Origin of the sequence: Archangium sp., from assembly GCF_036389735.1 — a bacterium.
In the GTDB taxonomy this organism is placed as follows: Bacteria; Myxococcota; Myxococcia; order Myxococcales; family Myxococcaceae; genus Archangium.
On the sequence record NZ_DASVWK010000374.1, the window covers coordinates 1 to 20,674 of the forward strand.

Sequence of the window (20,674 nt, forward strand, 5' to 3'; positions counted from 1 at the left end):
AGGGCGATGACCAGGATGCCGCCGATGTCGTCGAAGATGGCCAGCGCGGTGAGGAACACCACCAGCCCGTGGCTCACCCGCCCCTTGAGCAGCGTGAGGGTCCCGATGGCGAAGGCGATGTCCGTGGCCATGGGGATGGCCCAGCCCTTCAGCGCCGGCGTGCCCGCGTTGAGCGCCGCGTAGATGCCCGCCGGCACCACCATGCCGCCCATCGCCGCGATGAGGGGCAGCAACGCCTTCGACACGGTGCGCAGCTCTCCGGCGGCCAGCTCCCGCTTGATCTCCATCCCCACGAGGAAGAAGAAGATCGTCATCAACCCGTCGTTGATGAGTTCACGGAAGGTGAAGTGGGCGAGGGTGCCCCCCAGCCCGAGGGCCAGGGGCGCGTCGAAGAGGGAGACGTAGGTGTCGGCCCACGGGGAGTTGGCCCAGACCATGGCCGCCACGGCGCAGAGCGCCAGGAGGATGCCGCTGCTCGCCTCCAGTTGGAAGAAGGCCTGGAGGGGCGCGACGGCGACCTTGAAGAGCCGGGGGACGGGACGGACGACGGTGCGGTTCTCCATTGCGCCGCACAGGTTGCATCCCCAAGTACCTCCTGACCATCGTTTTCGGCCGGCTCCCTCGACGATTTTTCCAGCCCGATACGTTCCCCTACCAGGGGGGCGTGCTAGCCATCGGCGGAGTAGGTGTGGGCGGGTGGACTGCGGAGGTCATGTGTTCTGTTGATCCGGGACCGGACGCATGAGACAAGGGTCGGCGATGGGCGCGACGCAGGCGAAGGCAGGCAAGGGACACGGGGAAGAGGCCGAGGCTCTGGCCGAGGCGGCGGGCGAGCAGCCAGCCGGAGCGCGGGAGATCGGCACGCTCACCCCGATGATGCGGCAGTACCTCGAGACGAAGGCGCTCAATCCGGACGCCATCCTCTTCTTCCGGCTCGGGGACTTCTACGAGATGTTCTTCGAGGACGCGGTGCGTGCCTCGGAGATCCTCCAGATCACCCTCACCGCGCGGGCGAAGAACGCGGAGAAGGTGCCCATGGCCGGGGTGCCGTACCATTCGGCGCGCCGCTACATCGCCAGGCTCGTGGAGCACGGGCTGAAGGTGGCCATCTGCGAGCAGGTGGAGGAGGCGGGCACCGGTCCCGGGCTCGTCAAGCGCGAGGTGACGCGCGTCATCACCCCGGGCATGGTGCTGGACGAGGACGCGCTGGAGCCTCGGGCGAGCAACTTCCTGGCCGCCGTGTACCCCGGGGCGCAGGGCTTCGGAGCGGCGCTGCTGGAGGCCTCCACGGGCGAGTTCTTCAGCCTGGAGGCGGAGACGACCCAGGAGCTGGTGGAGGCGCTGGCCCGGGTGGAGCCGCGCGAGCTGCTGGTGCCCGAGGGGGAGCGGGACGCCCCGGACACGGTCACGCTGGTGGCGCGGCTGCCCAGGCCCCCGGCGGTGGCGGAGCTGGAGAAGGCCGCCTTCGAGCCGGCGCGGGCCGCGCTCTACCTGCGCACCCACTTCGCGGTGCAGTCGCTGGAGGCCTTCGGGCTCCACGAGGCGCCCCTGGCCACGGGTGCCGCCGCCGCGGCGCTGCGCTACCTCAAGGACACCCAGAAGACGCAGGCAGCTCACGTGGATCGGCTCAGCCGCCAGCAGCGCGGCGGCCACCTCCTCATGGACGAGGCCTCCCGCTGCAACCTGGAGGTGCTGCGTACCCTGCGGGATGGGGGACGCAAGGGCTCGCTGCTGGGCGTGCTGGACAGGACGGCCACGGGCCTGGGCGCGCGCAAGCTGGCCCGGTGGCTCGCCGCGCCCCTGTACTCGCTGCCGGAGATCAACGCCCGCCTGGACGCGGTGGAGGAGCTGTCCCAGCGCAGCGTGTGGCGCGAGGAGCTCACCACCACCTTCAAGGAGGTGGGTGACATCGAGCGTCTGTGCGGTCGGCTGTCGCTGGGCGCGGGCAACGCGAGGGATCTGCGCGCGCTCGCCCTCTCGCTGGCGCAGCTGCCCCGGTTGGGGGCGATGCTCGGGCGCTGCGAGGCCCCGTTGCTCAAGTCCCTGGCGGGCCCGCTCGGGGCGCTGCCGGAGCTGGCGGACCTGCTGCTGCGGGCAGTGGTGGACGAGCCGCCCACCAGCCTCAAGGAGGGCGGCTTCATCCGCGCGGGCTTCCACGCCGAGCTGGACGAGCTGGTGGAGCTATCCACCTCCGGTAAGGACTACCTGCTCAAGATCGAGACGCGCGAGCGGGAGCGCACGGGCATCAACTCGCTGAAGATCCGCTACAACAAGGTGTTCGGGTACTACCTGGAGGTGACGAAGGCGAACCTGCACCTGGTGCCCTCGGACTACATCCGCAAGCAGACGATGGTGGGCGCCGAGCGCTTCATCACCCCGGAGCTGAAGGAGTACGAGGAGAAGGTGCTCACCGCGGAGGAGCGGCGGAGCGCGCTGGAGCTGGAACTCTTCGAGCAGTTGAGGGCCATGGTGGTGAAGGAGGCGCCCCGGCTGCGCTCGGCGGCGGAGGCGGTGGCCACCAGCGACGCGCTGCTGTCCTTCGCGCGGTGCGCGGCCGAGTACGGCTACGTGCGGCCCATGGTGGACGAGTCCGAGGTGCTGAGCATCACCGCCGGGCGCCACCCGGTGGTGGAGCGCGTGCTGGGGGCGGGGGAGGCCTTCGTCCCCAACGACGTGAGGATGGACTCGGAGGACGCGCAGATCCTCGTCATCACCGGCCCCAACATGGCGGGCAAGAGCACGGTGATGCGGCAGGTGGCGCTCACGGTGCTGATGGCGCAGTCGGGCAGCTTCGTGCCGGCGGGCGCGGCGCACCTCGGCCTGTGCGATCGGATCTTCACGCGCGTGGGCGCGGCGGACAACCTGGCGCGCGGACAGTCCACCTTCATGGTGGAGATGACGGAGACGAGCCACATCCTCCACCACGCCACCCGGCGCAGCCTGGTGGTGCTGGATGAGATCGGCCGAGGCACGTCCACCTACGATGGCCTCTCCATCGCCTGGGCGGTGGCCGAGCACCTGCACGACAAGGTGGGGGCGCGCACGCTCTTCGCCACGCACTACCACGAGCTGGTGGACCTCTCCCGGGAGAAGCTCCGGGTGAAGAACATGTGCGTGGCGGTGAAGGAGCAGGGGGGCAAGGTGCTCTTCCTGCGCAAGCTGGTGCCGGGCGGGGCCAACCGCTCCTACGGGATTGAAGTGGCGAGGCTCGCGGGCCTGCCACCCGAGGTGGTGATGCGGGCGCGGGACATCCTCCAGAACCTGGAGTCCGGCGAGTTCGACGACAGCGGACGGCCGAGGCTGGCGCGCAAGAGCGGGCGAGGAGCGCCGTCACCGGGGCAACTCGGCCTGTTCGGCGGGGGGGCCGAGCCCGGCCCCAAGCTGGAGCCGAGCTATCAGAAGGCGTTGGAGGCGCTGCGGGCGGTAAAGGTGGACGAGCTGACGCCGCTGGACGCCCTCAACCTGCTCGCCAAGCTCCAGCGCGAGCTGAAATAGGCGAGGGCGGCGGTTTTATCGGACGCGGCTTCGATTCCCACCGCCTCCACTAGAGGTTGCCCGCCGCTCTGAGCAGAGCCTTCTTCCAACGAAGATGCGCGGCTCGCCTCGGGGGACCAAATCGGTTCTTGTCGGACCAAATTCGGACCAAATCTGGAGGGCGCATACCCCTTCGCCAACTCCTGGAGCTCTACCCACTCCATGAGCGCGCTCCGCAGCTACCACACCGCCCTCCTGCTCCCCAGTGGCAAGGTGCTCGTCTTCGGCGGTTACGCCGCATCCACCTACCAGAGCTCCGCAGCGTTCTACGACCCCGCGTCCAACACTTGGAGCGCCACCGCCACCCCGTCCGCCGCGCGCGTCAATCACACCGCCACGCTGCTGCCCAACGGCAAGGGGGGGATCAGAGAGGCAGAGGAGGGCCGCTGGCCTCGTTGTCGCTTCACGGCTCGGGCCGGCTGAGGCACCATGCGCGCTCGCAGCCGAGGATGGCCGGTGGCGCGCCGGCCGTCGGAGGGCGGCGTGGATCGATGGGACCGGAAGGCTGGTATGAACTGCTATTTCCAAGGCTGCACCGAGAAGGGGACCACGAAGGAGCACATCCCGCCGCGCTCATTCTTCCCCGAGGGCGAGAGGTTGCAGCTGCTCACCGTCAAGTCCTGCAAGGCGCACAACAACGACAAGTCGACGAACGACCTCTATGTGCTGGCGCAGATCTGCATGAACGCGTCGCCGAGCAATCGGGCGAGAGAGGTGTTCCAGGAGAGGGTCGTCCCGCAGCTTTCGCACAACAGCAATGCGCTGCGACGGATGCTGCTGAAGGGATCCTTCAAGGTCCCCGGGGGCGTCATGTACTCCGTGGACCACGCGCGTTTCGACGAGTTCTTCACGGCGCTGTCGTGCGGCCTGATCTACAAGTCGCAGAAGGCGCCTCTGCCGTCGGACTATCGGATCGGCCACATCTATCACCGGCTCGTCAGCGACGCCGATGCGGAGCGGCAGGCCCTCGAAGCCGGCATCGACCTCCTGTATGACGAGAAGCCGCTGGACTTCATGGCGTTCGGTAATCCGGAAACGCGCAACGAGCGGATCTACACGGTCGAGATTCACGGCCTCCCCGGCTTCCAGGGAAGTATCACCATCGCCCACAGGTTCTTCGGGGTGTTCAAGGTGACCTCGATGCTCACGCGATTCGTAAGCCCCGACGGCAGCGGTCCCCCGGACCCGGAAGCATGAGCGCTGCATCGCCGAGGGACTGGTCGGCGGTGACGGCTTTGCGGTCGATGCGAGCCGCATGCCGGACAGGCGCAGTTTTGCTACGCCACCAACTATCTCGTCGACGTGAAGGCCAAGTTCGGAAGGCTACCCGCTACGAGAAGCGGGCGGCCGACTACCTGGCGATGGTCACCATCGCCCCATTTTCATCTGGTTCAGGTTCGCAGAAGCGCCCTAACCCAGATCGAAAGCAAACCACGGCCATTGCGAGCCGTGCCGAGCCTCAAGGGGTGGAGCGCCCGCCGATCTCCAGGAAGCGCTCGTAAGCCCGCTTGAGCGTGTCCAGGTGCGCGGGGTTGTCCAGGTCGAGCGGCGCATCCGTGAGCCGGACAACCCACCCGCCCGTCGCGGTACGCCGTGAGCGCGAAAGCAACTCCGTGTCGCGGGCGGGGTCCGGAAAGCCGATGGCCCGTGCGGCAGCATCCGACCAGTAGTTCAGCCATCCGAGGCGATGCGGAATCTCAGGCGAGCGCATGGCAACAGGGGACTTGATCACCGGCAAGCCGCGAGGAGGCGGCTTCAGGTCGTCTGGCCGATTCTTCGTCTGGCGTGCAATATCCACCCCCGCGCTGAACGGCGTCGCGTGACCCCAGAACGCGCGTGCGTCCTCCGCCACGGCCTCCAGTAAGGCTGCCGCAGTCGCGCTGCCGGCGGCGGACAGAGGTAGCGCCACATGGAATTCGAATTGAGCCCGACCGCCAGGAGAAATCCCCGCCGGCTTTCCCCATCCCGTCACGCTGACTCGGAAGTTGTCATCAGTGCTGCGCAGCGGTGGCATTTCCCCACGACCAGACTCGCGGGCGACGAATGCGTCGCGTTCCGGCAACGGAATAAGCTTCCCCTCGTCAGAGATCATCAACCCAATGTGCAAGCCGGGGTGTGCGCGTTCCATTGCATGAACAACAGCCAAAGTTCGGCCATCATCGCCCGCAAGCGCAGGCGCATAGACGATCATGCCGATCTGATTCTCTCGTGTAGCTGGCATTTCAGCACCAATCCATGACGACGATCAGGTTTTCGAGCGCCGGTTCGGCGTACTCCAGCGCCTTTTTGTGTGCGGCACTTCGCACGCCGACCCGAAAGTCAAATCCGCACGCCCTCGCAAGTTCACGCTCGAACAGGAAATCACGCACATGCTTTCTTACTACAATGTCTTGAAATTCGAGCGGGTACGAGTCGTAGTTATCAGTCTTCACCTCCCAAAGCACGCCCGCGACAACTTGCAATGCGTCGAAAGCCTTGCCGTTGACCAGCGCGTTAGCCCCACGGTAGGCGTTGAACTTGATCCCGTCAGCGCACTTGTTGTGCAGCTTGTTCCCGCCCTTGGGCGGCACCCGTCGAGGCTTGCACTCCGGACGGCGCTCCCGCTCCGAGACTTCGGTTGGCCCCACGGGAGGGAAGTCCGGCCCTTTTGGCTCTGGCTTGGACCTTTTTTCCGGCGAGGGTTCCTGCGGAGCGGGCTTCGTTTCAGGCACGGGCCGCGTTTCAGGCGCGGGCTTTGCGTCTTCTTGATCGGCCCATTTCAGCTCATACACATCCAGCGCCTCTTTGATGGCGAATCCCACCACCACCACGCCCGCGACGATGACCGCTCCCACGATGATCTCCGGCGCCGCCAGGACACATAGTCCTACGCCCACTGCCGCACCTGCGGAGGCAACGGCGCATCTGCCCGTGATGTCTCGAAACCGAACCCTTTCATGGTCCAGAGCGTGGTAACACCTCTCCGCCAGCACGGGCCAGGGCTCGGAAGCCTCCTGGACGGCGCATCGGCCCCCGTCCGTCCAGGGCAGCGTCGCCGCTCGCTGGAGGTTGGCGAGCCTCGGGTCCCGGGCTGCTGGCTGTGTTGGGTTGGGCGGTGTCGTCGTACAGGCTGAGAGAAAGAGCAGAAGTGCGATGCACGCTCGGAGACGCATGGCCGAACCCTCAACCGATTCAAGACCTGAATGGTCTTGGCGGGGTGGTTCGGAGTATGACAGCGCGCCCCTACCGTCACGAACGCTCGCAAGGGGAGCGGCAGGGGGACGAGGGTGCAGCAGCCGCAGCTCGGACCTATGGATGGCTCCCAAGGCGCTAGCCGTGCCAGTGGGCGCGCTCGCGGACGGTGCCAGGACAGGGGCCGCTTGCCCACGACTGAAGGGGGGCCGGGTATCCAGGCCGCTGGCGCCTCGACTCGCCCTTCCAGCATCGTCCCGGTTGAGCCCTCGCAACCGCTAGAGCTGATGCCCCCTGTCGCAGCAGCTCCAGCTCAAGAACCCGGCAGCGGGAGCGAGCCGCATGTTCAGGACGGCCACGGAAACGGCGGGCCACACAGCCCAGGATGTCTAGCGGCGGGAGGTGGCTGCCCCCGTCATGTTGCACGTATGTCGCAGGAGCGTGCGGAATGAGCCGGACCGGGGCGGGACAGGAGGGGACGCGGCGGGATGCCGCTTCCCAAGCATTCCGGGCGGTTACGAGGTAAGGGCGCGATTCTGCTGGGAGCTTCGCACCGCCCGGCACGGGTTCGATTCCCGCCGCCTCCCATTCCAAAAACCTCGTGGACACTCCTTTAGTAGTGCCAGGGGAAGCGCTTGAAGTTCTTCGGGCGCTTCTCCAGGAAGGAGTCGCGGCCCTCCTGCGCCTCCTCGGTGCCGTAGGCGAGCCGCGTGGCCTCGCCGGCGAAGAGCTGCTGGCCCACCATGCCGTCGTCGGGCAGGTTGAAGCCGTACTTCAGCATCCGCATGGCCGTGGGGCTCTTGGAGTTGATGAGGCCCGCCCACTCCAGGGCCACGTCCTCGAGCTGCTCGTGCGGCACCGACGCGTTCACCATGCCCATGGCCGCGGCCTGGTCCGCCGTGTAGTCGAGGCCCAGGAAGAAGATCTCCCGCGCCTTCTTCTGGCCCACCTGCCGCGCCAGCAGCGCCGAGCCGTAGCCGCTGTCGAAGCTCGCCACGTCCGCATCCGTCTGCTTGAACATGGCGTGCTCCTTGCTGGCCAGCGTCATGTCGCACACCCCGTGCAGGCTGTGTCCGCCACCCGCCGCCCACCCGGGCACCACGGCGATGACCACCTTGGGCATGAAGCGGATCAGCCGCTGCACCTCGAGGATGTGCAGCCGGCCCAGCTTGCCCGGATCCGGCTTGCCGGCCTGGTCACCCTCGTACTTGTAGCCGTCCTTGCCGCGGATGCGCTGATCTCCGCCCGAGCAGAACGCCCAACCCCCATCCTTGGGCGACGGGCCATTGCCGGTGATGAGCACGCAGCCCACGTCCGTCGTCATGCGCGCATGATCCAGCGCGGTGTACAGCTCGTCCACCGTCTTGGGCCGGAAGGCGTTGCGCACCTCGGGCCGGTTGAAGGCGATGCGCACCGTGCCGTGCTCCACGGCGCGGTGGTAGGTGATGTCCTTGAACTTGAAGCCTTCCACCTCGCGCCAGCGCGCGGGATTGAAGATGGCGGACACTGTCATGGTCGTCTCCCTCCTGGAAGGGGGCGACCCTAGCGTCAACGCAGTGCGGCTACCAGATGAAGGGCACGAGGCGGTAGCGGGTGCTCCGCGTGTACTCCGCGTAGCCGGGCAGCTCGTGCTGGAGGGTGCGGTCCTCGAACGAGGTGCGGACGATGTACGCGATCAGCGCGACCAGCGCGGGCCCGTACGCCCAGGCGGAGCCGAAGACGAGGGGCCAGGCCACCAGCATCAGGATGAGCCCGAGGTACATGGGGTGGCGCACGAAGCGGTAGGGGCCCGTGGTGATGACCCTGTGAGAGCGATCCTTCTGCACCCGCACCGTCGTCTCCAGGTGGGGGTTGGTGGAGTAGGCCCACAGCATGGGGAGCTGCCCCAGCACGTGCAGGAGCACCCCCACCGGGGCACACCACCCGGGCAGTGACGACCAGCCGAAGCGGCCGTTGTCGAGCCCCCCGACGAGCGTCATCGCCAGCAGCATGGACAGGTAGACGTAGGCGATGATCCGGTCGAACGGCTTGGTGTCCGCGCGCTCCTTCCAGCGCTCCTCGCGGAGCACCGGGTTCAACAGGCGCACGGTGAGGGCGTTGGCCAGGAGGCTGAAGACGATCAGCCCCAGGAAGAGCCAACCGCCCGTCCAATCGAGCCGGCCCGCGGACAGGAAGACCAGCGCGCCCATGGCGGCCAGGCAGAGGGGGACGAGCACTGCCTGGGGCACCACGGGCTTCTTCCTGGGGGTGTTCTGCTCACTCATCGGGGATGGCTACAGCGACAGGCCGAGCCGCTGGCGCAGGCGCAGGAACTCGTCGGACAGGACGTAGGAGAGGAGCTGGCCCAGGTCCGTGCGCTCGCGCAGGGCCTGGAGCAGGGGCTCGGGGGACTCCACGCGCGTGTTGGCGAAGTTCGGATCCTCGCGCAGCACCAGGTTGAGGCCCACCGACACGTCGCCGCACATCAGCAGACCGGCGCGGTCCGCCGAGTAGCCAAGGCCCTCCAGCACGAGCTCCAGCTCCACCTTGGGCTGGGGACCGAGCTCCAGGGCGGCCGGCTCCAGCGCCTTGAGCGCCTTGCGCGAGTAGGCCCGGCGGTACTGCTTCACCATCTCCTCGTTGTTGCGGCCCAGCGCGGTGAACTGCGGGGCGAAGATGCGCACCGAGTTGCCGAACAGGTCCGCCGTCTCGCCTCGCGACAGCTTGGAGAGCACCGCCGTCTTGTTGAGCAGGCCCAGCATCGCGCGGCCGATGAGGAACTTCTGCTCACGGGCGTTGAAGCGGCGCACCACGTCCTGGCCCACGCACACCGACAGCGGCTCGGTCGTCTCCAGGCCGATGAGTCCACGGCGGGACTGGTAGACCTCGAACTCCTCCACGCCGAACACCTGCGCCACGGAGCGCACGGCCTTGAACACCGCGTTGTCCGGCTTGAGCTTGTCGTTCTTGCGATCCACCCCGAGCAGCTCGAACTGCGGCGGGTGCATCTTGCCGACCTGGTCACCCACGGCGCGGAGGACCTCGAGCAGCGCCCCGCGAGACAGGGGGTGCATCACCCCGGTGTCCACGTCCGCGAGGCTCAGCCGCTCCTGCGTCTCCTGGGGCAGCCGGGTGCGCAGCTCCGTGTAGAAGGCGACCTCCGCCTCGTTGGCCGAGCGCAGGAAGTGCAGCACCGCCGCCGCGCAGAATGCCTTGTCGTTCTGCTTGAGGCCCTCCCACAGCCGAAAGAGGGCGTGCAGGCTCTCCAGCCGGGTGGGATCCAGGCGGAGGATCTGCCGGTGCTCCTCGATGGCGAGCTGCGCCGAGGCCGCGTCACGCATGTACATCCCCGCGAGGGCCGTGCGCGCCGCGACGTTCGTGGTGTCGCCGTCGACGATCTGCCGGTACAGCGTCACCGCGCGGGCGGGCTGATCCAGCGGGCCGGCGAAGAGGTCCGCCACCTTCAGGCGCAGCGAGGCCGCGCGCTTCAGGTCTCCGCTGGCGTGGGCCTGGGCGGCCTGGGCCTCCAGCATCTGCGCCAGGTCCGGCAGGTTGCCGGCGCGCTCGTAGAGGCCGGCCAGCCGGTCCACGAGGCCCGTGTCGCTCGGGGTGAGATCCAACGCCTGACGGTACAGCGCGGACGCGCTGGCGCCGTCACCGAGCCCCTCATGCATCTGCGCCAGCGTCACGGTGTGGCGCGCGCGCTCGGCCAGCGGGAGCTCCAGGTCGAGCAGCCGCTTCAGGCACTCGATGGCACCGCTCCAGTTGCGCACCTGCTGGAAGAGGGTGGCCAGACGCTCCAGCACCTCGGCGTTCTGGGGCAGGGCCTCTCGAGCGCTGTTCAGGTGGACAGCGGCGCGGCTCGGCTCGGCCAGATGGTCCTGGTACAGCGAGCCCAGCGTGAGGTGCATCCGCCCCAGGAGGGCGGGGTCGCCGCCGAGCGGGAGGCGCTGGGTGAGCGTGGTGGCGGCCTCGGCGTACTGGCGCTCCTCCAGCAGGAGGTGGGCGCGCAGGTCCAGGGCCTCGGGAGTGGCCGGCTGGAGGGACAGGGTGCGCTCCAGCAGTTGCAGGGCGCGGGCCTTGTCGCCAATCGCGGTGAGGTACGTCTTCGCCGCGCCGAGGAAGGCCGTGGCGGCCCCTTCGGTGTCGCGCTGGGCCAGCCGGGCCTCGCCGCGCCGCTCCTGGAGCGCCGCCAGGTCCGTCGCGCCTCCGCGCGCCGCCAGCAGATCCTCCAGGCCCGAGGTCGCCGCCGCGTCGAGCGGATCCTTCTCCAGGGCCAGGCGGTAGAGGGCCATGGCGCCCTCGGTGTCCTGGAGCGGGCCGGCGGCGAGCCGGGCCGCGGCGACGAACGCCTCGATGGCGCTGCGCGGATCCCTGCTGGAGCGGGCCTCGTTCTCCAGGAGGACCCGGGCGGAGGCGGTATCACCCTTGCGGGCCATCACGCGCCGCAGGCCCTGGAGGGCCGGCAGGCACTGGGGCTGGAGCTGGAGCACCGCGCGGTAGGCCTGCTCGGCGCGGGTGGGGTTGTTGAGGCGCGTCTCGTCCAGGTCCGCGCTGCGCAGCATCAGCTCCACGCGCTCCAGCTCGTCCGCCACCACCGAGAGGCGGCGGAGGTAGAGCTCGGACAGGCCGGCCGCGTCGCCCGCCTGACGCAGGGCGCGCTCCAGGGCGAAGGAGAGCCGGGCGTCGCGCGGGTTCTCCGCCACGCCGCGCTTGAGGGACTCCAGGTCGACGCCCTTGTCCAGGTCGGTGGAGGCGTTGATCCGCAGCGCGTTGCTCAAGCGCGCATCACCCACCAGCTCGGCGATGCGCAGGCGCAGCTCGCCGCGGCGGGCACGATCCCCGGCACGCACGCGCTCCAGCGTCTTGAGGGCCAGCAGGTGGCCGGGCTCCAGCGCGAGCGCGGACTCGCAGCACTGGGCCGCGCGCGTGGGCTCCTGGAAGTGATCCAGGTACAGCCGCGCCAGCTTCATGTACGCGGCCACCTTGGCCCGAGGCGTGTGGCCCACCTGCGTCTCGCGATCCAGCAGGCCCACCAGTTCCTTCACGTCCTCGTCCGCGAGGTACAGCCGCTCCAGGGCGCGCAGCGTGGCCGCGTGGCCCGGCGTCATGCGCAGCACCTCCTGGAACACCTCGATGGCCATGTCCGGCCGCTTGAGCTGATCCTCCCAGATGGTGGCGGCCTGGTAGAGGGCGTTGGCGCGCTCCATCGGGTCCGTGCGGTTGGCGGCCTCGGCGCGCAGCACCTCCACGAGGCTCTCCCACGCGCCCTGCGCCTTGTACAGGCGCGCCAGCGCGCGCAGCGCCGGGAAGTAGCTCGGCGCGAGCGTGAGCACCTCCTGGTACGAGGCGATGGCCTGGTGCTCGTCCTTCACCCGGTGCTCGCACAGCTCGCCGATCTTGTAGATGAGCGCGGCGGCGGCCTCGGGGGAGGTGGCGAACTCGGCCTCGGCCCGGTACATCCGGATGAGCAGGTCCCACTTGCCCTCCTGCGCGTACAGCCGGCCCAGCGCCTTGAGCGCGGGCAGGTACGAGGGCGACAGGGTGAGCACGCGCTCGTAGGCGGCGATGGCGCCCGCGCGATCCTTCAGGTGCTCGTCGAGGATCTCCGCGTTGCGGTGGTAGAGCGAGATCACCTGCTTGGTGTCACCCACCAGCGAAGCCTCCAGCTCCTGGTGGGTGATGAGATCCTGGAAGCGCCCGGCACGCTCCAGCAGCCGCGACAGGTTGCGGATGGTGGGCAGGTGGTCCGACGCCAGATCGAGGATGCGCCGCATGCACTCGATGGCGTGGTCCAGGTCACTCAGGCGCTCCTCGTAGAGGACGGCCACCTTGTTGAGCGTGGTGATGATCTGCTCGCGGTCCTGCGTCTGGAGCAGGTCCTGCTCGTACATGGCGACGAGCTCGGCGAAGCGGCCCTGGCGCTCGAAGAGGCGGGTGAGGGCCTTCTGCGCGGGGAGGTAGCCCGGCTGGTGCTGGAGGCAGGTGTTGTAGCGCTGGATGGCCTCCTCCTGGCGCGCGAGCCGCTCCTCGAGCACCTCGGCGGCCTTGAAGAGGCGGGCGGCCTTCTCCTTGGGATCCTGCGCGGCGGCGCTCTCGGCGTCGAAGACGGAGACGAGGCCTTCCCAGTTGCGGGTGCGGTAGAAGAGCTTGCCCAGGCCGGCGAGCGCGGCGGAGTGGCCGGGGAGGCGGGCGAGGATGGCCTGGTAGCGGGCGATGGCGTCCACGTCGCGCTTGAGCTCCTCCTCGTAGAGGGCGGCGAGGCGCAGGTTGATGGCCACCATCTCGCTCTCGTCGTTGATGCAGGCGACCCAGGCGATCAGCACGTCCGCCAGCTCCTCGAAGCGCTGGCGCGTCTCGTAGATGTTGGCGAGCGCGGAGAGGACGAGCGACTCGGTGGGGCTGACGCGGCGGGCGTCGAGCAGCGCGGCCAGGGCCTCCTCCTTGCGCCCGAGCCGCTCGTACATCTTGCACAGCTGGAGCCACGCGGGAGCGCCCTGCTCGCCGAGCACCTCGGCCTCGGCGGTGAGGACCTCGAGCAGCTCCTCGGCGCGGCCCTCGCGAACGGCCACGCGCTTGAGGGCGTTGAGCAGGAGCAGGTCCGTGCGATCCAACGCGAAGGCCTCGCGGAAGCAGGCGGCGGCCAGGTCGGGGCGCTTGAGGCGATCCTCGAGCACCAGGCCCGCGGAGGCGAGGTAGTGGGCGCGCAGGGCGGGCGTCTCCAGCGTGCTGGCCAGCAGCCGGTACGTCTCGACGAGCGAGGGATAGTCACCGCGCGCGGAGAAGAGGGCCTCGAGCTGGGTGAGGAGCGCCACGTCCTGGGGCTTGAGCTCCACGCACTGGCGGAAGGCGGTGCGGGCGTCCTCCTCGCGCGAGAGGCGCTCGTCGAGCAGCGTGCCCTTCTCGAAGAGGAGTGCGGCGCGATCGCGGGGGGCCTCGGTGGCGCCCAGCTCGGCGTCGAGGAGCTGGATGACCATCTGCCAGTTGCCCACGTCGGCGAAGAGGCGGCGCGCGGCGCGGATGTTGGCGAGGAAGCGGGGCGCGAGCCGGTACGCGTTCTGGTAGGCGACGGCGGCGTTGCGCGGGTTCTTGAGGGCGTCCTCCCAGAGCAGACCGATCTCATGGAAGAGAAGGGCGGCCTGGGGCTCGGTGCCGAGCGCACGCGCCTCGCGCTCCAGGGCGGCGATGCGCTCGCGCACCTCCTGCTCGGGAGTGGCGGCGGCGGGGAGGGTGGAGAGGTTGGAGGCGAGGGCCTCGGACACTGGCCTGGGGGCCCCTCCCTGCGTGACGGCGGCCACGGGTACACCGGGGGAGGTCAAGGACGGGGTCCTCGGCAGATCGTTGCGCTCGCTCATGGGAAAGCCGGCTCCGTGAGTGGAATCAAGGCCAGGAAACGCGGGCCTTCCCGGGTCGTACCATGCGCCCGGCGGGTGGCTCAACTTCCCGACTTTCTTGGAATTTTGCCTGCCAGCCCTCCGGGATGTCCGCTGCCGGGCGAACCACCCCGACCCGAGGGTCCGGTGCTGGCCAAGGGGGGCTTCCTAGCTTCCTCCCGATGCCTAGGTTGCCCGGGGTTGGTTGAGGCCCGGGTTGAGACGGGCAGGTGGCCGGGGGCGCACGTGGGGTCGTATCGAATCGTAAGAAAGCTGGCTGAAGACGCGGCGGTCGAGTTCTTCCTCGCCAGGGTGGTGGGCGAGGGAGCATCCAGCGAGCCGGTCATGCTCGAACGCTTGCTGCCCGAGCCGGCGAAGGACATGACCCTGGTCGAGTCCTTCCTGGGCTCGGCCCGGACGTCCGCGGCAGTCCAGCACGCCAATGTGGTGCGGGTGCTCGACTCGGGTCTGGGCAAGGGGCAGCCCTGCCGGGTCCTGGAGTTCGTGGACGGCGAGGAGCTGCGTTCACTCATCGGAGCGGCACGGGAGCGCGGGGGGCTCGGGCTGCGGCAGGTGTGTTTCATCGTCCAGCAGGTGGCCGAGGGCCTCGCCTGCGCTCAGCAGACTCGCGCTGGCTACCGGGGTCTTCACCCCTCGCAGGTGCGAATCTGCCGGAGTGGCGAGGTGAAGCTCGTGGATCCGGGTGGGGTCCTCCGCAATGAGAGTCCCCATCCCGCGCCCGAGCAGGCCCGGGGCCGCCCCGTGGGTTCGCGCGGAGACGTCTTCCGCCTCGGGCTGCTCCTCTATGAGCTGCTCGCCCGACGTCCCCTCTTCGAGGCCTCCGATCCGCAGGTCGCCCAGAAGATCGCCGCCTTCGACGAGCGCGTCCTGGCGCCGATTCCCGGGTGTCCTCCGTCGCTGTGGTCCGTGCTGCTGCGCGCCATCGCCGCCGAGCCCGAGGCCCGGTACCCCTCGGCGCGTGTCTTCGCGGACGCCCTGCGTGACTTCCTCGTGGAGCGCCAGCTCGGGGTGGATCACCTCGACATCGCCAACCTCTTCGCCCGGGCGTTCCCCGATCGCCGCTCGCCCCTGGAGGCGCAGGCCGGCGCGCTCGGGGAGGAGCTCACCCTCGCGCCCCTGTTCCGGGCGGATCCGAAACGGCGGGCCCCCGCGGGTCCTCCGCCGGTGCTGCACCCCGTGCAACCGCCGCCTCCTCCTCCGGAGCCGGATCCGGAGCCGGCTCCGGCGCCCAAGGTGACCCTGAAGGAGTCCGTGGCGGAGCATGAGGAGTCGTTCGAACCGTCCTTCGACGCGCGGCTCCACGCCTGGCACGCCCGGCTGATCGACGAGGCCCTGGGGGTGATCGGGGGCAGTGCGTCATACGCCACGCTGTTGATCCGACTCACGCGCTCCTGTGTGAAGCGCCTGGGCGGCGACGAGGAGGAGCTGACGTTGGCCCTCACGGCGGCCCGTACGCTCGCCCTGGCCGCGCGCCTGGAGGAGCCGCGGCGCTTCATGCTGCCCTCGCTGGCGCGGGTACGCCCCGTCGTCGGCGGCGAACTCCCGGAGGTCAACCAGATCCTCTCGACCGTGCTGTTCGCGGGACGTGAATCCGGACCGCCCACGAGGAGCGCCGCGAGCGCCCTGCTGTGCGCGGCGACCTTCGTCATCCAGGTGCAGAGCGCCGAGCCGTCGCTGGCCGAGTCGGCGCGCGCGCTGAGCGTCCTGCGAAGGGATCCGCGGCTGCTGCCCGCCGCGCTGGAGGCGGTCACCGCCGAGCTGGGCGTGGGCTCACGCACCTTGACGCCGCTCTGTGTGCCTTGCGTGGATCCGTCCCAGTCGTTCACGTAGTCCTCAGGGTGACGGGGTCTTCCGGGAGGGGATGAACTCCTCGCGCACGGACTTCGCCAGCAGCTCCGGCGGCAGCAGTCCCTGGTCGAGGAGGAAGTTGTTGAAGGCGAGGCGGTCGAACCTGGGGCCGAGGGCGAGCTCGGTCTCGGCGCGCAGTTCCAGGAGGCGGGTGTAGCCGTAGAAGTAGCTGCCGGCCTGGCCCGGGGCGCGGAAGGTGTAGCGGTCGAGCTCCTGTCGGACCATGGCGCCGGAGAGGGCGACGTCCTCGGAGAGGATGCGGCCGGCCTCGTCACGCGTGAGCTGGCCCAGGTTGAGCATCGGGTCGAGCATGGCCCGGGCCGCGCGGAGCAGGCGGAACTGGAGGGCGATGAGCTGGCCGTCGATGGGCTCGTAGGGAACCATCTCGGCCTCGGCGTAGAGCGCCCAGCCCTCGACGTTGACGGAATTGAAGGCGAACAGGCTGCGCGCCAGCGACACGCCGCGCTCGACCATGGCGGTGAATTGGAGCTCATGGCCGGGGCGCCCCTCATGGGCGGAGAGCGACCAGGCGGCGGCGCTGAAGGTGAAGTCGTCGGAGACCTCTTTCTGGCCGTCGCCGGACTTGGGACTGCCCAGCGGCAGCACGAACTGGCCCTGCTCGCCGGTGTTGTCCACCAGGGGGGGCGTTCTGAGGTGGGGCGCGGGCTGGACGGCGCTCTCGGCCTCCGAGGCGAGGCGCATCACCATGGGGCGCTTCGGGAGGTCCACCACGCGGTGCTTCGCGATCAACCGCTCCAGCTCTCCGATGACCTCCCGGTAGTGCGGCTCGATGCGCTCGCGACCGAGCTGCTCCTTCTTCAGCAGGCGGATGACATCGCGGTAGTCCGTGGCATCGAGCCCCCGGGCCTTCGCCACGAGCGGGGCCAGGGCCTGCATCTGCGCGCGGATCTCCAGGAACTCGAATTGCGCGCGGCGCACGAGCTGCTCGGGAGGGATGTCGATGCCGTACTGTTTGAGCCCGAAGGCATAGAGCTCTGGAGGGAGACGGAAGTCCTCGCGCGCTCGAGGCAGGACCACCTCACGCTGCCAGCGGACGTACTCGGTGACCTGCTTCTCGAGCGCGGCGAGGGCGGGCTCGGCGTCGGCGATGCCGTACGTGGTGAACAGCTCGCGGATGCCCTTCACGTAGGTGGGGGCGTTGGACAGGGCCTGCTCCAGCTCGAGCTTCACCGGGCCCAGCCGCTTCGGGTTGGACAGCCCCTCCTCGAAGCGCGCCATGGCGAGCCCGGTCAGCGGTTTGCTGCCCGGAGCGAGGCCAACATAGCGCCGCAGGCGGGTGAGCGCCTTGGCGCGGCGGGCGGGGGCCACCTCTTCCTCGAGCAGCCCCTGGAGCCCGCGGAAGATGACCTTGGGCGCGTCGATCCAGGTGAGCAGGTAGCGCTCGTCGAGCGTGGAGCCCTGGAGGTTGTCCTTGGCGGTGGTCACCAGGATCCGCAGGTCCTGACGGACCTTCGGGTCCTTCTCCACGGCGAGGCGCTTCTCCAGCTCGGCCTGGGCCTTGGACAGGGCGGCGCGGCTGCGCTCGCCCACGCGGGGGCCGAGATCCATCACCTGGTCATCGTAGGTGGCGGCCCCGAAGTCCGAGGCCTCCTCGGGGCTGAAGCGCCCGATGGCGTCCAGCAGCACCTGCGAGTGGGCGTTGCTGCGTGCCACCCAGTCATTGCCCTCGACCTTCTGCTGGGCCGACGCCGTGAAGGCCGTGACGAGCAGGGCCACTGCGACGAATCGCCAGGAACGCATGGTGTTCTCCCGTTGGAGGCGGAGACCGTAGTGCCAGAAAAGGGCCCGGGTCACGCTTCTGGCGCGTTGACGAGGTGGCGCTCCTCGATGCGGGAGCCCGCCGCGAACGCGATGAGCCCGAGGCCGAGGATGGCCATGGTCCACGACAGCGACCACTCGGCGAGCACGCCGATGATCGGGTTGATCATCACGATGGCGAACGTCCGCACCATGGAGACGAAGGAGAGCACCGTGGCCCGCTGCTCGGACGGGATGTGGTGGTTGATGTAGGCGCTGAAGAGGGGGATGCGTGGCAGGGCGAAGGTGAAGCCCACGATGATCCCCACGGCGACGAGTGGCATCCAGTGCGTGCTGGCGAGCAGCAGGAAGCTCGCGCCCGCGATGAAGGTAGCTCCGAGCAGCAGCCGCCGCGTCGAGCCGAACAGGCGCTCGAGCCGCACGACGTTGCCGAGCAGGAGGATCTGCCCGAGGCAGGAGAGGGCATGCACCACCCCGAAGAAGCGCAGGGGCACGCCGCTGCGCTCCAGCAGCGGTTGGAACAGCCAGATGAGTCCCCAGGCCAGCGCGTTGGTGAGGGCGAGCTCGATGGCGAGCAGCCGCACCACCTTGTGGCCGAGGAAGTAGCGGCCTCCCTGCACGAGGATGCGCGTGTAGCTCGTCCGGGTCCGCAGCTCCTTGGCCCACTCGGGAGGCTCGCGCAGGGTGAGCGCGACGAGGAAGGCGAGGGTGGCGGGGAAGACGAAGGCCCGCATGGGCGCACTCAGTCCGTAGGCGCTCGCGATGAAGCCGCCCACGAGCGTTCCCGTGATGATGCCGCCGAGCTTGAAGGCCTCCATGCGACCGAGGACGTGCGCGGCCCGCTCCGGGTGCCCGCTGGCCTTGAGGCTGTCGTAGGCGAGCGCCTCATCCGCCCCGGAGTGCAGGGTGTAGGCGATGGCGAAGATGGCCTCGGCCACCATGAACACGAGGAAGCTCGGCTTGGATACGTAGACGAGGGCCGCCACGAGGCCCACCAGGTTGCCCAGGGCGATGGACACCTTGCGGCCGAGGTAGTCCGCCACGGTGCCGGTGGGCACCTCGAAGAGGAAGTTGCAGAGGAAGAACCAGGCGTTGAGGAAGAGAACCTGCGCCAGGGAGATGCCACCCCAGTCAGTGAAGAAGGGCACGAGGACCGCGGAGAAGAACTGCATGTAGAACAGCATCCGGATGGCGTAGAGCCGCCAGATGTTGGGGCGCATGCGGTGCTCGGCGTCGGTCTGCATGGTGCCCGAACATGCCAGACTCTGGCTCCGATCGATTCGGAGGAGTCGCATGACGCGGAAGTTGTTGCTGCTGTGGGTGTCCCTCTCGCTCGTCGCCTGCGCCCGGTCCACCCGCCCGGGTGGGGACGGGGCCCTGGACTTCAAGTCCTCCCTGGTGGTGCTGCTCGAACACCGGGACGAGCTGGCCCTCAGTCCCGAGCAGGTGGAGCGCTTCGAGCAGATGGACTTCAGCCTCCAGGAGCGCAACCGCCTGCCCCGGCAGCGGCTGGAGGCGTTGCGTGCCCAGAGCGCGAAGTCCTCGAAAGGGGACTACCAGGGGGGTGGCACGCACGACATCTATGGAGGCAAGGGGAGCGGCATGGGGGCGGCGAGCACCCCGGAGGAGGCGCAGCGCATGGCGGTGCGGCGCGAGCGGTTCGAGCAGACACAGGCCGCGCTGCGCGAGCTGCAGGACAACGACTCCCAGGCCTATCTCGAAGCGGAGAAGCTCCTGCGCGAGGAGCAGAGGCCCCGAGCGCGTGAGCTCTTCTCGAAGGAGCGCGAGAAGCTGCTCAAGCAGCTCGAGGCCATGAACATCCGCAAGCGGCGGGGCGAATACTGAGCCGGGCTGGCGCCCCAGCGCGGCGTGCGCGCACTCAGGGTCCGTGGTGGAGCCAGATGTTCCGCGTCGCCACGTTGGGCAGCATGGACAGCTCCGCGATGCGCTGCCCCGGGGGCAGGGGCCGGTTGAACGGGTAGCCTGCCTCGTGGTCCTGCTCCCCGTCGGTGAGCATCACCATGAAGCGGAAGAGCATGCCCTCGTCGCGACCGCGCGGCAGCAGCAGGTGGGCGGGCCAGCCTCGCTCTCGCACCAGGGAGGACTGACTCGCGGGCCGGTGGAGGACGGTCTGCTCCGAGGGCCGCAGCGTGTGGACGAACCGATCCAGCTCGATCCACATCCGGCGATCCTCGGCGAACGCATCCGCGGCGACGTAGATGCGCACCGTCACCTTCTGCTCGCGCGGCAGTTGGTTCTCCACCCGTAGGAAGAAGTGGAACGGGTCGTGCTCGAGCCGCGGCTTGAGGACCTCCCGCCCATCCGGGAGGCGCACCGGGTGCTGGACCATGCGGGTGCGGAGCATCTGGCTGCTCAGACGGAAGGCCGGAGGAGGGCTGGTCCAATAATCTCCGGCGAAGGTGGCCTCGCCCCAGCGCTGCCCGTCGAAGTCCGGAGAGGCCGCCTCGGGGAGGTCCTTGTCCAGGCACAGGAGGATGTCCGGGCTCTGGTGCGCCGGAGCGAGCCCATCGCCGAGCCACTTGCGGATCAGCACCCGTGGCCCGTCGGACAGGTCATGCGGTGGCAGGTGGGTGCTCTGCCAGGCATCGAGGATGTCGTCCACGTGCCGGTGCCAGCGGAAGAAGAGCGGATCCCTCGCCGCGGTGGCCGGGGAGGCCATGACGCCGGGCAGGCCCCCCGTCCTGGAGGGGGGCGCGAGGTGGGCGAGCAGCACGTGTCCCAGGTGGTGGTGCGAGCCGTAGGGGGAGAGCGGATCCGCCCAGGCCTCGCCGTCGATGGAACCCGGGTTGGACTCGGCCGTGTTGGCGAGCTGCTCCAGGCTCTCGATGAGGAAGGGCTTGTCCTCATGCCACAGCAGCCCCGAGGAGGCCGCGGCGCAGAGGCGGTCGCGGCGCGTGGCATGGTCCAGGACGGTGTAGCCGGGCAGGTCCCTGGGGCTCAAACCGGAG

General features: G+C 69.2%; 14 protein-coding genes. 5 read left to right on the forward strand and 9 right to left on the reverse strand.

The features are described 5' to 3' along the window. Positions 1-563, reverse strand: a 563-nt coding sequence (locus tag VF794_RS13160; protein ID WP_331110265.1) for a Na+/H+ antiporter NhaA, incomplete at its 3' end; no start/stop codon positions are given. Positions 564-873: 310 nt separating this feature from the next. Here VF794_RS13160 and mutS point away from each other — a divergent pair. From mutS to VF794_RS13175, 3 genes are all read left to right on the forward strand, one after another. After that, on the forward strand, positions 874-3,495 hold the full coding sequence (gene mutS / locus VF794_RS13165; protein ID WP_331110290.1) for a DNA mismatch repair protein MutS: 2,622 nt from the start codon (positions 874-876) through the stop codon (positions 3,493-3,495). Positions 3,496-3,696: 201 nt separating this feature from the next. Continuing rightward, entirely contained in the window at positions 3,697-3,957 is a 261-nt protein-coding gene (locus tag VF794_RS13170) for a kelch repeat-containing protein (RefSeq protein WP_331110267.1), read from the forward strand. Between the two features lie 87 nt (positions 3,958-4,044). Next, positions 4,045-4,731, forward strand: a complete 687-nt coding sequence (locus VF794_RS13175; protein WP_331110269.1) for a hypothetical protein — start codon at positions 4,045-4,047, stop codon at positions 4,729-4,731. Between the two features lie 262 nt (positions 4,732-4,993). Here the strand turns inward: VF794_RS13175 and VF794_RS13180 are convergent, their stop codons facing one another. From VF794_RS13180 to VF794_RS13200, 5 genes are all read right to left on the reverse strand, one after another. After that, entirely contained in the window at positions 4,994-5,725 is a 732-nt protein-coding gene (locus VF794_RS13180; protein ID WP_331110271.1) for a DUF5953 family protein, read from the reverse strand. A 31-nt stretch (positions 5,726-5,756) separates the two neighbouring features. Continuing rightward, positions 5,757-6,368 (reverse strand): DUF6310 domain-containing protein, encoded by a 612-nt coding sequence (locus VF794_RS13185; RefSeq protein ID WP_331110273.1) that lies wholly within the window; start codon positions 6,366-6,368, stop codon positions 5,757-5,759. Positions 6,369-7,318: 950 nt separating this feature from the next. Next, a complete protein-coding gene (locus tag VF794_RS13190; protein ID WP_331110275.1) occupies positions 7,319-8,218 on the reverse strand; it encodes a 1,4-dihydroxy-2-naphthoyl-CoA synthase in 900 nt (299 codons plus the stop codon). A 49-nt stretch (positions 8,219-8,267) separates the two neighbouring features. Then, entirely contained in the window at positions 8,268-8,969 is a 702-nt protein-coding gene (locus tag VF794_RS13195) for an isoprenylcysteine carboxylmethyltransferase family protein (protein WP_331110276.1), read from the reverse strand. Between the two features lie 9 nt (positions 8,970-8,978). Next, positions 8,979-14,039, reverse strand: coding sequence for an Adventurous gliding motility protein K (locus tag VF794_RS13200; protein ID WP_331110278.1), 5,061 nt, complete (start codon positions 14,037-14,039; stop codon positions 8,979-8,981). 363 nt (positions 14,040-14,402) lie between these two features. On the opposite strand from VF794_RS13200, the gene VF794_RS13205 reads away from it, so the two are divergent. Further along, positions 14,403-15,908: a serine/threonine-protein kinase gene (locus VF794_RS13205; RefSeq protein WP_331110280.1), complete on the forward strand. Its 1,506-nt coding sequence runs from the start codon at positions 14,403-14,405 to the stop codon at positions 15,906-15,908. Positions 15,909-15,911: 3 nt separating this feature from the next. Here VF794_RS13205 and VF794_RS13210 read toward each other — a convergent pair whose 3' ends face one another. Then, positions 15,912-17,687, reverse strand: a complete 1,776-nt coding sequence (locus VF794_RS13210) for a DUF885 domain-containing protein (protein WP_331110282.1) — start codon at positions 17,685-17,687, stop codon at positions 15,912-15,914. Positions 17,688-17,737: 50 nt separating this feature from the next. Continuing rightward, positions 17,738-18,949 carry an MFS transporter gene (locus VF794_RS13215; protein WP_331110284.1) on the reverse strand — a complete coding sequence of 404 codons (1,212 nt, stop codon included), beginning with the start codon at positions 18,947-18,949 and terminating at the stop codon, positions 17,738-17,740. A 49-nt stretch (positions 18,950-18,998) separates the two neighbouring features. Between VF794_RS13215 and VF794_RS13220 the strand changes: the two genes are divergently transcribed. Next, on the forward strand, positions 18,999-19,550 hold the full coding sequence (locus VF794_RS13220) for a hypothetical protein (protein WP_331110286.1): 552 nt from the start codon (positions 18,999-19,001) through the stop codon (positions 19,548-19,550). Positions 19,551-19,584: 34 nt separating this feature from the next. Here VF794_RS13220 and VF794_RS13225 read toward each other — a convergent pair. Continuing rightward, the coding region (locus VF794_RS13225; RefSeq protein WP_331110288.1) for a tyrosinase family protein at positions 19,585-20,674 on the reverse strand (1,090 nt) is incomplete at its 5' end.